The following is a 13,759-nucleotide window of genomic DNA, read 5'->3' as shown; positions in this document are numbered from 1 at the left end:
CGCCCCGCCGGCGATGGCGGTTTGGGCGGCCTCGCCAACGGCGGCTCGGGCGTTGGCGGCGCCGGTGGCGCGGGCGGGGCAGGCGGCTTGTTCACCCCCGGTGGTAGCGGCGGCGACGGTGGCGTCGCCAACGGCGCCGCCGGTGTGGGCGGTGCGGGTGGCGCCGGTGGTGCAGGTGGATTGTTCAGCGCGGGCGGGGCCGGTGGAGCGGGCGCGGCTGGCGCCGTCCAGGGAGGCGCCGGTGGAGCAGGCGGCGCCGGCGGCCTGTTCGGCTCGGGCGGGTCGGGCGGCGACGGCGGGTACAGCACCACACTCGGCGGCGTCGGCGGTGCCGGCGGAGCCGCCGGTTACTTCGGTGCCACCGGCGGCGCGGGCGGCAACGGCGGCAACAGCGGCATCCTCTCTGCCGGCGGGGCAGGCGGCAACGGCGGCAACGGCGGACTGTTCGGTTCCGGGGGCAACGGCGGAACCGGCGGAACGAACCTCACCTCGCTCGTCTCCAGCGATAAGGCGGGCAGCGGCGGCAATGGCGGCAACGGCGGCATCGTATTCGGCTCCGGCGGTGCCGGAGGCGCGGGCGGTGTCAGCTTCGCCGCCACGGGCGGCGCCGGCGGTACGGGCGGCAACGGCGGCCTGCTCGGCGGCTCGGGTGGCGCCGGCGGCGCCGGCGGCTTCGGCAAGGTCGGCGGCGACGGTGGGGGCGGCGGCAAGGCCGGGTTTGTCGGCGACTCCGGTAGCGGCGGTGCCGGCGGCCAGGGCATCACCGGCGTTGGCGGCCAAGGGGGCAACGGCGGCAACGGCGGCAACGGCGTGCTGCTCGGCACCGGCGGGAATGCCGGTAACCCTGGAACGGGCGCAACCGACGGCACCGTCGGCGCCGCAGGATCCGGCGGACCACTGCAAGGGGTCTTCGACGCGGTCAACGGGCCTACCCAAGCCCTCACCGGACGCCCGCTGATCGGCAACGGCAGCAACGGCGCCGCGGGAACCGGACACGACGGCACCCCGGGCGGATGGTTGTTCGGCAACGGCGGTGCGGGCGGGTCCGGTGCGCCCGGCACCGTCGGCCAACCCGGTGGTGCCGGCGGGGCCGGTGGGCTGTTCGGTAACGGCGGCGCCGGCGGTGCCGGCGGGGAATCGACCGGCCTTACCGCCGGAGCCGGCGGCGCAGGTGGCGCCGGGGGTCGTGGCGGCCTGTTATTCGGCACCGGCGGCACCGGAGGCGGCGGCGGGGCGGCCGGCGCCACGGCGACCGTCGCAGCCGGGGCCGGCGGCGCCGGCGGAGCCGGCGGATTGTTCGGCGACGGCGGCAGCGGCGGGATCGGCGGGGTCAGCCTCAACTTCGCAAAAGGCATCGGCGGAGCCGGCGGAGACGCCGGCAGCGCCGGACTGTTCGGCAACCATGGCGGCACCGGCGGCCACGGCGGCTACGGCAACACCGGCGGCGTTGGTGGCCACGGCGGAGCCGCCGGGATGTTCGGAGCCGCCGGCGGCGGCGGTGCCGGTGCGTACGGCAACGGGACCGGGGGCGCCGGAGGCGCAGGCGGAGTCGGTGGGTTGTTCAGCCTCGCCGGCATTGGTGGCGACGGCGGTCAGGGCGGCGTCAACGGCGGCGCGGGTGGCATCGGCGGGGCCGGCGGAGTGTTCAGTGCCGGTGGCGCGGGCGGCAGCGGTGGATTCGGGTTCTTCAGTAAGGGCGCGGCAGGCGGTGCGGGCGGCGCAGGCGGCTTGTTCGGCTCGGGCGGCACCGGTGGGGCCGGCGGGCGCGGACCCACACTCGGCGGTGTCGGCGGAGCCGGTGGGGCCGCCGGATTCTTCGGCGCCAGCGGCGGCGCCGGCGGCACCGGAGGCAGCAGCGGGACGGCCGCCGGCGCCGGCGGTGCCGGCGGGGCCGGTGGGCTGTTCGGCGCGGGCGGCAGCGGCGGCACCGGCGGGTTCAGCACCAGTCAAGGCGGAGCCGGTGGCAGCGGCGGCCATGGCGGCACTTACTACGGCGCCGGCGGCGCTGGCGGCGCCGGCGGGTCCAGCGGCAAGGCCGGCGGCGCCGGCGGCGCCGGCGGCCATGCGGGCATGCTCTCGGGCGACGGAGGCGACGGCGGTGCCGGCGGCTTCGGCATCGATAGCGGCGGCAAGGGCGGTGCCGGCGGCAAGGCCGGGCAGATCGGCGATGGCGGCAATGGCGGCCCCGGCGGGGTGGGCAGCCCCGACGGGACGGGCAAGGGCGGTGATGGTGGTGCCGGCGGCAATGCTGTCCTGATTGAAGATGGCGGCAACGGCGGCAACGCCGGTACCGGCGGGCTCGGCTCCGGGCCCGCGGGCCCAGCGGGATCCGGTGGTTCGCTGCTCGGTGCCGACGGACGCAACGGACTCTCCTAGCGGCCAGTCCTCGACAAGATGTCGAGATTCTCGACACGGTGTAACCTGCCGTCGTGGCCATTTCCCCTGCCAGCAGAGCCCCGGTCAGGGGTGGCCGGCGTAGCGCACGCCCGTCCGGTGACGAGCGTGAGCTGGCAATCCTGGCCACCGCCGAGGAGCTGCTGGCCGATCGTCCGCTGGCCGACATCTCGGTCGACGACCTGGCCAAGGGTGCCGGCATCTCGCGGCCCACGTTCTACTTCTATTTCCCGTCGAAGGATGCGGTGCTGCTGGCGCTGCTCGACAGGGTGGTCAACGAAGCCGACTCTGCGCTGCAGGCTCTGGCCGAAAACAGCGATGCCGACCGCGAGAACATGTGGCGCACCGGAATCAGCGTCTTCTTCGAGGCGTTCGGGTCCCACAAGGCGGTGACCCGCGCCAGCATGGCCGCCCGGGACACCAGCGGTGAGCTGCGGGAACTGTGGTCGACGTTCATGCAAAAGTGGATCGACTTCTCCGCTGCGGAGATCGACGCCGAACGCGGCCGGGGTGCCGCCCCCCACACCCTGCCCAGCCATGAGCTGGCCACCGTCCTCAACCTGATGAATGAGCGGTCGTTGTTCGCGTCGTTCGCCGGTGAACAACCTTCGGTTCCCGAGGGCGAAGTGCTCGACGCACTGGTACATGTCTGGGTCAACAGCATCTACGGCGAGGTCCGATAGGTTTCCACGGCTTGTCACCCCGGCGTGCGAACATATGTTCGTGCGGTGTGAGGCGTCCATCCTGCACGCGGATCTGGACTCGTTCTACGCCTCCGTCGAACAGCGGGACGACCCGGCGTTGCAGGGCCGCCCGGTGATCGTCGGCGGCGGAGTCGTGCTGGCCGCCAGCTACGAAGCCAAGGCCTACGGCGTGCGTACCGCGATGGGCGGTGGACAGGCGCGTCGGCTTTGCCCGCACGCCGTGGTGGTGCGGCCGCGCATGTCCGCCTATCAGCAGGCCAGCGACGCGGTGTTCGAGGTGTTTCGCCACTGCACGCCGCTGGTCGAGCCGCTTTCGGTGGACGAGGCGTTTCTTGACGTCGGCGGTCTGCGACGGGTGTCGGGCACCCCGGTCGAGATCGGCGCCCGGCTCCGAGCCGACGTGCGCGACCAGGTGGGCCTGCCCATCACCGTCGGAATCGCCCGCACGAAGTTCCTCGCGAAGGTGGCCAGCCAGGAGGCCAAGCCCGACGGCCTGCTATTGGTACCGCCGGATCAAGAGCTGGCATTCCTGCATCCGTTACCGGTGCGCCGGCTGTGGGGCGTGGGCGCCAAGACGGCCGAAAAGCTGCACGTCCACGGCATCACCACCGTCGCCGAAGTCGCCGAGCTCGGTGAGTCGACGCTGGCCTCCATGGTCGGCGGCGCCATGGCCCGCCAGCTGTATGCGCTGTCGCGCAATATCGACCGGCGCCGGGTCACCACCAGCGTGCGCCGGCGCTCGCTGGGCGCCCAGCGCGCGCTCGGCCGCGCGGGCAACACCATGTCGCCCGCCGAGATCGATGCCGTCGTCGTCACCTTGATCGACCGCATCACCGGCCGGATGCGCGCCGCCGGACGCACCGGGCGAACCGTGGTGCTGCGGCTGAGGTTCGACGACTTCACCCGCGCGACGCGTTCCCACACGCTGCCATGGGCCACGTCGGCGACCCAGCCCATCCTGGCCGCGGCCCGACAGCTGGTCAGCGCCGCTAGGCCGGTGGTCGCCGCACGCGGCCTCACGCTGGTCGGGTTCGCCGTGTCGGGCATCGACCGCAGCGGGTCCCAGCAGCTGATGCTGCCATTGCCCGGCGAGACGCCCGATTCCATCGACGCCGCGGTCGACCAGATCCGCCGGCGCTACGGCAAATCCGCGGTGACACGCGCGGTACTGGTCGGGCGTGATCCGGGGCTGGAGATGCCCCACCTACCCGACTAGTGCGCCCACGCCAGCAGCCGATCGGCCGGCCAGGTGTTGATGATGCGCTCCGCCGGGACTTCGGCGTCGAGCGCACGCTGCGCACCGTAGCCCAGGAAGTCCAGCTGTCCGGGCGCGTGCGCATCGGTGTCGATGCTGAATACGCAGCCGATGTCGCGCGCGAGGTCCAGCAGACGGCTCGGCGGATCCCGTCGCTCTGGACGGGAGTTGATCTCCACGGCGGTGCCGTGGTCGCGGCATGCGGTGAACACCGCCTCGGCATCGAATGCCGATTCCGGCCGGATGCCCCGGTTGCCGGAGACCAGCCGGCCGGTGCAGTGACCCAGCACATCGGTGTGCGGGTTGGCGACAGCATTCACCATGCGCCGCGTCATTGCCGCGGAATCCATGGCGAGCTTGGAGTGCACGCTGGCCACCACGATGTCCAGCCGCTCGAGCAGCTCGGGTTCCTGGTCCAGGCTGCCGTCGTCGAGAATGTCGACCTCGATCCCGGTGAGGATGCGCAGTGGCGCGAATTGCTCACGCAGCCCTTCGATTACGTCGAGCTGCTTGCGCAGCCGGTCCGGCGACAGCCCGTTAGCGATCGTCAACCGCGGCGAATGATCGGTAAGTGCGCAGTACTCATGCCCCAGTGCGGCGGCGGTGGCCATCATCTCGTCGATCGGTGCCGAACCGTCCGACCAGTTGGAGTGCAGGTGCAGATCGCCGCGCAGCGCGGACCGGATATCGCCGCCGCCGAGATCCGTTGCCGCAGCGCGCAATTCGACCAGGAGATCCGGTTCGCGGCCGGACCACGCCTGGTCGATGACCTTCGCCGTCTTGGGACCGATGCCTGGCAACGATTGCCAGCTGTTGGCCTGGCCGTGCCGTTCCCGCTGCGCGTCGTCCAGCTTCTCGATGATGTCGGCGGCGTTGCGATAAGCCATGACGCGGCGAGGGTCGTGGCGGCTACGGTCTTTGTAGTAAGCGATCTGCCGCAGGGCGATTACCGGGTCCACAGCTGCCCCGCGATGAATCCTGCGAAAATCACTGCGAATCCGCCTATTTCGCCGAGAATGAGCAGAGCCATCGCCGTTCCTGTCCCCCGCGCCGGAGGGTTGAACTGGTTTTCGGTGTCCCTGCGAGCGCCGTGGGCGATGTAACTTCCGATGGCCGCGACGAAGAAGAACACCACTACCGCGGCGGCGGTGAGGTTCACCCATACCGGCCAGGCGCTGAATGCGACGAAGACCGCGATCAGCAGCGTGGCGAACGAGTAGAGCAGCGCCGCCCGATGGGCGATGTCCACATAGGGGTGCGCGCGGTGGTCGTCGGACACCATGATCTGCCGGTACTTCCACACGCCCAGAACAAGCGCCAGCAGAAAGATCAGGCCGGCCGCCGCCAGGGTCAGTGAAATGTCGATTCGGTCGATATGGAGGGCGAAGTTCATTGTCACCCGAGTTTAGTTGCGCTTCACAAACTACGACTACGGTCGGACTAATGCGATTCGCGTTCAAGACCTCACCACAAGAAACCACCTGGGCCGACATGCTTGCCGTCTGGCAGACCGCCGACGCCATCGACGTCTACGAGTCGGGGTGGACGTTCGATCACTTCTATCCGATTTTCAGCGACTCCAGCGGCCCCTGCCTGGAGGGCTGGACGACACTCACCGCATTGGCCCAGGCCACCACGCGGCTTCGGCTGGGCACCATGGTGACCGGCATTCACTACCGTCATCCCGCCGTGCTGGCCAACATGGCAGCCGCACTCGACATCATCTCGGGCGGCCGGCTCGAGCTGGGTATCGGCGCCGGTTGGAACGAAGAGGAATCCGGCGCCTATGGAATCGAGCTGGGCACCATCAAGGAACGGTTCGATCGGTTCGAGGAAGCCTGTCAGGTGTTGACCGGCCTGCTCAGCCAGGACACCACCGACTTCGACGGCAAGTACTACCAGCTCAAGGGCGCTCGCAACGAACCGAAGGGGCCGCAGCGCCCACACCCGCCGATCTGCATCGGCGGCAGCGGGGAGAAGCGCACGCTACGGATCACCGCGCGCTATGCCCAGCACTGGAACTTCGTCGGTGGTCCGCCGCAGGAGTTCGCGCGCAAGCGCGATGTGCTGGCGTCGCATTGCGCCGACATCGGTCGCGATCCGAAGGAAATCACGCTGTCAGCCCACTTGCGCTTGGAGCCGGACCGCGACTATTCGAAGGTGATCGACAGCGCGGCCGCGCTGGCCGCCGAAGGTCTGGACCTCGGAATCGTCTACATCACGCCGCCGCACGATCCGGCCGTCCTAGAGCCGCTGGCGGAGAAGATCCGGGATTCCGGTCTCTGCAGATAACACATCGATCAAGGCGAGCAAACTATCGCGGGCCCGCGGAGACGCGGGCCCGCACTCCTACACTGCGAAGCGCAGCAGCTCTTCGGCGGTAACCAGACGCTCGTGTTTGGCGGGAAACTCGTGGCTTTTCACCGGGTGGCGAAACCATGACCAGGCGATTCGCCCCATGCGTGACCGGGGTACTGGGTTGCTATGCACAGTGGCACTCCTGCGATCCGACAACTCATCCGGGCTTGCACATATGCGGTCTATGTGATCCAGCCCACAAGGAGCTATTAGACACCCCGGTTCTGGCAAACGGTCGACGGCGCGCCGAGCAATTTATCAAATGTTTCTGGTGTTACTGATGTGACTAGTGTATGGGTGCTGCGGTGGGCTTGATCGGCGCCGGAAGCGCGCTCGCGCCCATCAAATGCCGGTCCACACCGGCCGCCGCGGCCCTACCCTCGGCAATCGCCCAGACGATCAGCGACTGGCCGCGACCCATGTCACCGGCAACGAACACGCCCGGGACCGAGGTCTCGAAGTCGTCGTTGCGGGCCACGTTTCCGCGGTCGGTCAGCTTGACCCCGAGATCGGTGAGCAGGCCCGGCTGCTCCGGGCCGACAAACCCCATTGCCAGCAGAACCAGGTCGGCCTCCAGCTCGAAATCCGAGTCCTCGACCTTGACGAACTTGCCGTCCCGCATGGTCACTTCGTGCGCCTTGAGTGCGGTGACGCGGCCGTCGGCGCCGACGAACTCCTCGGTGTTGACCGAGAACACCCGCTCGCCGCCTTCCTCGTGCGCCGAGGAAACCCGGTACATCAGCGGGTACATCGGCCACGGTGTCGATTCGGCACGGGTCTCCGGCGGGCGCGGCATGATCTCGAACTGGTGGATGTTGGCCGCGCCCTGGCGGTGCGCGGTCCCCAGGCAGTCGGCGCCGGTGTCGCCGCCGCCGATGATGATGACCTTCTTGCCCTTGGCGGTGATCGGCGGCTCTCCGTCGGGTCCAAGGACGTCGTCACCCTCCTGAACCCGGTTGCCCCAGGGCAGGTACTCCATCGCCTGATGGATGCCGTCCAGATCCCGGCCGGGGATGGGGAGGTCGCGCGCGGCGGTGGCACCGCCGGCCAATACCACCGCGTCGAAGTCCGCCCGTAGCTGCTCGACGGTGAGGTCGACGCCCACGTTGACGCCGGCCCGGAATTCGGTGCCTTCGGCACGCATCTGCTCCAGACGGCGGTCCAGGATGCGCTTTTCCATCTTGAACTCGGGAATGCCGTAGCGCAGCAGACCGCCGATGCGGTCGTCGCGCTCGAAGACGGTGACTTTGTGCCCCGCGCGAGTCAGCTGCTGAGCGGCGGCCAGACCCGCCGGGCCCGATCCCACCACCGCGACGGTCTTCCCCGTCTCGCAGTGCGGCCGGACCGGCTCGACCCAGCCTTCGTCGAACGCCCGGTCGATGATTTCCAGCTCGATCTGTTTGATGGTCACCGGATCCTGGTTGATGCCGAGCACACACGCCGGCTCACACGGGGCCGGACACAGCCGGCCGGTGAAGTCCGGGAAGTTGTTGGTGGCATGCAGCCGTTCGATCGCGTCGCGGAAACGGCCCCGGCGCACCAGGTCGTTCCATTCCGGGATCAGGTTGCCCAGCGGACACCCGTTGTGGCAGAAGGGAATACCGCAGTCCATGCAACGGGTGGCCTGATGGCGCAGGGTCTCTTCGTCGAAATCCTCGTAGACCTCATTCCAGTCCCGCAGCCGCAGCGGGACAGGCCGGCGCTTCGGCAGTTCCCGATGCGTGTATTTCAGGAAGCCGCTCGGATCAGCCATGTGCGGCCGCCATGATCGCCTTGTCGACATCGACGCCGTCGCGTTCGGCTTCCGCGATCGCCTGCAATACCCGCTTGTAGTCGCGCGGCATCACCTTGACGAAGTGCCGTTTCTGTCCGGACCAATCTGCCAGGATCCGCTGTCCCACAGCGGAATCGGTGGCATCGACGTGTGCCGCAATGATGCCGTGCAAGAAATCCACATCCTCCTCGTCGAGGGCTTCCGCCTCGACCATCTCGATGTTCAGGTTGTTGGGCAGCTCGCCGTCGGGGTCGTAGACATAGGCGACGCCACCCGACATGCCTGCGGCGAAGTTACGTCCGGTCCGGCCCAGGATGACCACCCGGCCGCCGGTCATGTATTCGCAGCCGTGGTCGCCCACACCCTCGACGACGGCGTGTGCACCGGAGTTGCGGACCGCGAACCGCTCGCCGACCACGCCGCGCAGGAAAGCCTCTCCGCTGGTGGCGCCGAACAGAATCACGTTGCCGCCGATGATGTTGTCCTCGGCCACGTAGTCCTGGGGCGCGTTGTCCGACGGGCGCACCACGATCCGGCCGCCCGACAGCCCCTTGCCCACGTAGTCGTTGGCGTCACCGTAGATCCGCAACGTAATGCCCTTGGGCACAAAGGCGCCGAAGCTGTTGCCCGCCGAACCGTCGAAGGTGATGTCGATGGTTCCGTCCGGAAGCCCTTGACCGCCATAGGCTTTGGTCACCTCATGGCCGAGCATGGTGCCGACCGTGCGGTTGACGTTGCTGATGGTCGTCGAGAAACGCACTGGTTTACCGGAATCCAACGCCTCCCGGCTCATGACGATCAGCTGCTGGTCGAGCGCCTTGTCCAGCCCGTGGTCCTGCCGCGAACTGCAGTACAGGTCCTGGTTCATGAACGCCGACTCGGGCTCGTGCAGCACGGGCGTCAGGTCCAGCCGGTGCGCCTTCCAGTGCGCCCGTGCCAGCGTGGTGTCCAGCGCGCCGGCCTGGCCGACGGCTTCGTTGATGGTGCGGAAACCCAACTGCGCCATGTATTCCCGGACTTCTTCGGCGATGAACAGGAAGAAGTTCTCCACGAATTCGGGCTTGCCGGTGAATCGTTCGCGCAACAACGGGTTCTGGGTGGCCACACCGACCGGGCAGGTGTCGAGGTGACACACCCGCATCATGATGCAGCCGGCCACTACCAGCGGGGCGGTGGCGAAGCCGAACTCCTCGGCCCCCAGCAGCGTGCCGATCATGACGTCACGTCCGGTCTTGAGCTGACCGTCGACCTGGACGACGATCCGGTCGCGTAACCCGTTGAGCAGCAACGTCTGCTGTGTTTCGGCCAGACCCAACTCCCACGGAGCGCCGGCGTGCTTCATCGACGTCAGCGGGGTGGCGCCGGTGCCGCCGTCGTGCCCGGAGATCAGCACCACGTCGGCGTGCGCCTTGGAAACACCGGCCGCGACCGTCCCCACCCCGTTCTCGGAGACCAGCTTGACGTGCACCCGCGCCGACGGGTTGGCGTTCTTCAGGTCGTGGATCAGCTGCGCCAGATCCTCGATGGAGTAGATGTCGTGGTGCGGCGGCGGTGAGATCAGGCCGACGCCCGGGGTGGAGTGCCGCACCGAAGCCACCCACGGGTACACCTTGTGTCCCGGAAGCTGGCCGCCCTCACCGGGTTTGGCGCCCTGGGCCATCTTGATCTGAATGTCGGTGCAGTTGGTCAGGTAGTGCGAGGTGACGCCGAACCGGGCCGAGGCGACCTGCTTGATGGCGCTGCGGCGCCAGTCACCGTTGGGGTCGCGCTCGAATCGCTTGACGTCCTCGCCGCCCTCACCGCTGTTGGACCGGCCGCCCAGCCGGTTCATCGCGATGGCAAGGGTCTCGTGCGCTTCGGCGGAGATGGAGCCGTAGCTCATCGCCCCGGTCGAGAAGCGCTTGACGATCTCGCTGGCCGGCTCGACCTCTTCGATCGGAATCGGAGGACGTACCCCGGCCCGGAACTTGAGCAGCCCGCGCAGCGACGCCATGCGCTCGCTCTGGTCGTCGACCAGACGCGTGTATTCCTTGAAGATCTTGTATTGACCGGTGCGCGTGGCGTGTTGGAGTTTGAACACCGTCTCGGGGTTGAACAGGTGGTACTCGCCTTCGCGACGCCACTGGTAATCGCCGCCGACTTCGAGTTCGCGGTGCGCGCGCTCGTCGGGCCGGTCCAGATACGCCAGCGCGTGCCGAGCGGCGACGTCGGCGGCAATGTCATCGAGGGTGATTCCCCCGGTGGGACAGGCCAATCCGGTGAAGTACTCGTCGAGAACTTCCTCGGAGACGCCGACGGCCTGGAACAGCTGCGCACCGGTGTAGGACGCCAGCGTCGAAATGCCCATCTTGGACATGACTTTCAGCACGCCCTTGCCCGCGGCCTTCACGTAGTTCTTCAACGCGGTGTTGCGGTCGATCCCGTCGCCGACACCTTCCAGAACGCCGCGATCGAGCATGTCCTCGATCGACTCGAACGCCAGGTAGGGGTTGACGGCGGCGGCGCCGCAGCCGACCAGCATCGCCATGTGGTGCACCTCGCGGGCATCGCCGGATTCGACGACCAGGCCCACATGGGTGCGGGTGCGATCCCGCACCAGGTGGTGGTGTACCGCGCCGACGGCGAGCAGTGACGGTATCGGCGCCAGCTGCTCGTCGGAATGGCGGTCGGACAAGATGATCATCCGGGCGCCGTCGGCGATCGCCGCTGAGGCTTGAGCCCGCACCTCGTCCAGTGCGGCGGCCAGTCCCGCGCCACCCTCGGCCACCGGGTAAAGACAGCGAATCACCTTGGAGCGCATGCCATGTGGGCGCCCGTTGACCTCGTCCTCGGGGTTGAGGTTGATCAGCTTGGCCAGCTCGTAGTTACGCAAAATCGGCTGGGGCAGCATGATCTGGTGACAGGAGTTCTCGTCCGGGTTGAGCAGGTCGCGCTCACCGCCGGTGGTGCCCTGCAGGCTGGTCACCACTTCTTCGCGGATGGCGTCCAGCGGCGGGTTGGTGACCTGAGCGAAGAGCTGGTGGAAGTAGTCGTATAGCATCTTCGGACGCCGCGACAGCACCGCGATCGGGGTGTCGGTGCCCATCGACCCGATCGGCTCGGCGCCGGTGCGCACCATGGGCGCCACCAGTAGGTTGAGCTCCTCGTAGGTGTAGCCGAAAGTCTGCTGGCGCATGACAAGTCGGTGGTGCGGCATGCGAACGTACTTGTTCGCCGGCAGCTTGTCGATCGGCACCAGGCCCTTATCGAGCCACTCCTGATACGGGTGCTCGGCGGCCAGCTCGGACTTGATCTCCTCGTCGGAGACGATGCGGCCCTGTGCGGTGTCCACCAGGAACATCCGGCCCGGCTGTAACCGCATGCGCTGCACCACGGTCGACGGATCCAGGTCCAGCACGCCGGCCTCGGAAGCCATCACCACCAGGCCATCGGCGGTGACCCAGATGCGGGATGGCCGCAGGCCGTTGCGGTCCAGCACCGCGCCCACGATGGTGCCGTCGGTGAAGGTGATCGACGCCGGGCCGTCCCACGGCTCCATCAGCGATGCGTGGTACTGATAGAAGGCCCGTCGCGCCGGGTCCATCGACTCGTGGCGTTCCCAGGCCTCGGGGATCATCATCAGCACCGAGTGAGCCAGGCTGCGCCCGCCCAGGTGCAGCAGCTCGACCACCTCGTCGAAGCGTTGAGTGTCGGAGGCGGCCGGGGTACAGATCGGGAACAGCTTCTCGAGGCTTTTTGGGTCGTCTTCCGAGCCGAAGACGTCGGTCTTGATCAGCGCCTCGCGGGCCCGCATCCAGTTCTCGTTACCGGTGACGGTGTTGATTTCGCCGTTGTGGGCGACGCGGCGGAAGGGATGGGCCAACGGCCACGACGGGAAGGTGTTCGTGGAGAACCGTGAGTGCACGATGCCCAGCGCGCTGGTCAGCCGGTCGTCCTGCAGATCGAGGTAGAACGCCTTGAGCTGCGGGGTGGTCAGCATGCCCTTGTAGACGAGCGTCTGGCCGGACAGGCTCGGGAAGTACACCGTTTCCCGGCCCGGCCCATCCTGGCCCGGGCCCTTGGTGCCGAGTTCGTGTTCGGCGCGCTTGCGGACGACGTAGGCGCGGCGCTCCAGCGCCATGCCGGTGGCCCCGGCCATGAACACCTGGCGGAAGGTGGGCATCGCGTCCCGCGACAACGCGCCCAGCGACGAGTCGTCGATGGGCACGTGGCGCCAGCCCAGCACCTTCAGGCCTTCGGCTTCGGCGATCTTCTCCACTGCCGCGCATGCCGCGGCGGCGTCTTTGGACGACTGCGGCAAGAACGCGATACCGGTGGCGTAGCTGCCCGCGGCGGGCAGCTCGAAGTCCACCACCGCGCGCAGGAACTCGTCGGGGACCTGGATCAGGATGCCGGCGCCGTCACCGCTGCGCGGCTCGGCGCCCTGAGCGCCGCGATGTTCGAGGTTGAGCAGCGCGGTGATCGCCTTGTCCACGATGTCGCGGCTACGCCGGCCGTGCATATCGACGACCATGGCAACGCCGCATGAATCGTGTTCATACGCGGAGTTGTACAGCCCGACGCGCTTGGGCGTCATTCCCCACCTAACCCTTCACCAGACTTCCGCAACGGCCTCATCATCGGCTCCGACTGGGCCGCACCCGGAGGTTGCGGGCTTGACCCCTTCGGTCCTGTCGATAGGCTGTTCGACAGGCGGAGACGGTTTGGTTGTTGATTCGTCCGTGCAGCGTTGAACGGCGGCCTTTTAACCGATCTCGACAAGTCGTAAAACGATATGACAAAACCCGCCTGACATGCCAACTTCCCAATAATAACCTGCGGGCTGGCAGCAACGTAAATTCGCGGTAACCGGTGCTCGACGCCGTCGCCGCATACGCTTGGCCGGCCGGCCCGGAGGCCACCCAACATGCGCTTAAGCGGGTTTGCTATGAGTTCGACCGGCCGGTCGCCGCGGCCGTCGCCGACGTGGTGTGCACCAGTCACACCGGCAACACGGCGTGCGATAAGACGTGGCAGCACTGCCGCCCGAATGCTGCATGCGACCGCGCCGGGCGCACCGAAAGCCCCGCGGCCGCCGGGTCACCTGAGTTTGCACAATATTAATAGAACTCTAAATCGAGTTGGACCTGACCGATACTGGTGCCTAGCCCTTTTGAGACCTTCGGAGATTATGGTCACCCGTCAGCTGAGGAGCCCATGAACGAGCGCGAGGAATACCTGCGGGACCGGGTGCGGCCCGTAGCCCCCCGGCCCGCGCCGCCACCTCTTCCCCCG

8 protein-coding genes are annotated in these 13,759 nt (G+C 68.2%); 4 read left to right on the top strand and 4 right to left on the bottom strand.

Going from position 1 to position 13,759, the window contains the following annotated elements; genetic code table 11:
• Positions 1–21 precede the first annotated feature (21 nt).
• Genes BST12_RS32330 through dinB form a run of 3 tightly spaced genes read left to right on the top strand, consistent with a single transcriptional unit; the run spans position 22 to position 4,314 of the window.
• Positions 22–2,376 (top strand): PE family protein, encoded by a 2,355-nt coding sequence (locus BST12_RS32330; RefSeq protein ID WP_425437423.1) that lies wholly within the window; start codon positions 22–24, stop codon positions 2,374–2,376.
• Positions 2,377–2,429: 53 nt separating this feature from the next.
• Positions 2,430–3,077, top strand: a complete 648-nt coding sequence (locus tag BST12_RS27115) for a TetR/AcrR family transcriptional regulator (RefSeq protein ID WP_083116290.1) — start codon at positions 2,430–2,432, stop codon at positions 3,075–3,077.
• 34 nt (positions 3,078–3,111) lie between these two features.
• On the top strand, positions 3,112–4,314 hold the full coding sequence (gene dinB / locus BST12_RS27110; RefSeq protein ID WP_083116289.1) for a DNA polymerase IV: 1,203 nt from the start codon (positions 3,112–3,114) through the stop codon (positions 4,312–4,314).
• Here dinB and BST12_RS27105 read toward each other — a convergent pair.
• The gene (locus BST12_RS27105; RefSeq protein ID WP_083116288.1) at positions 4,311–5,312 is read right to left on the bottom strand and encodes a PHP domain-containing protein; all 1,002 of its coding nucleotides are present in this window, start codon (positions 5,310–5,312) and stop codon (positions 4,311–4,313) included. The genes dinB and BST12_RS27105 overlap by 4 nt on opposite strands.
• Entirely contained in the window at positions 5,300–5,746 is a 447-nt protein-coding gene (locus BST12_RS27100; RefSeq protein ID WP_083116287.1) for a hypothetical protein, read from the bottom strand. The genes BST12_RS27105 and BST12_RS27100 overlap by 13 nt, the downstream gene beginning before the upstream one ends.
• A gap of 50 nt (positions 5,747–5,796) precedes the next feature.
• Here BST12_RS27100 and BST12_RS27095 point away from each other — a divergent pair, with 50 nt between their 5' ends.
• Positions 5,797–6,645, top strand: a complete 849-nt coding sequence (locus BST12_RS27095; protein ID WP_083116286.1) for an LLM class F420-dependent oxidoreductase — start codon at positions 5,797–5,799, stop codon at positions 6,643–6,645.
• A 352-nt stretch (positions 6,646–6,997) separates the two neighbouring features.
• Here BST12_RS27095 and BST12_RS27090 read toward each other — a convergent pair whose 3' ends face one another.
• Both BST12_RS27090 and gltB read right to left on the bottom strand, forming a co-directional pair.
• Positions 6,998–8,464 carry a glutamate synthase subunit beta gene (locus BST12_RS27090; protein WP_083116285.1) on the bottom strand — a complete coding sequence of 489 codons (1,467 nt, stop codon included), beginning with the start codon at positions 8,462–8,464 and terminating at the stop codon, positions 6,998–7,000.
• Complete coding sequence (gene gltB / locus BST12_RS27085; RefSeq protein WP_083116284.1) at positions 8,457–13,061, bottom strand: glutamate synthase large subunit; 4,605 nt, start codon at positions 13,059–13,061, stop codon at positions 8,457–8,459. The genes BST12_RS27090 and gltB overlap by 8 nt, the downstream gene beginning before the upstream one ends.
• Between the last annotated feature and the right edge of the window lie 698 nt (positions 13,062–13,759).

The organism is Mycobacterium angelicum, from assembly GCF_002086155.1.
Taxonomy (GTDB): Bacteria; Actinomycetota; Actinomycetes; order Mycobacteriales; family Mycobacteriaceae; genus Mycobacterium; species Mycobacterium angelicum.
The sequence above is the reverse complement of the archived record's forward strand: the minus strand, read 5'-3'. Positions and strand labels throughout refer to the sequence as shown.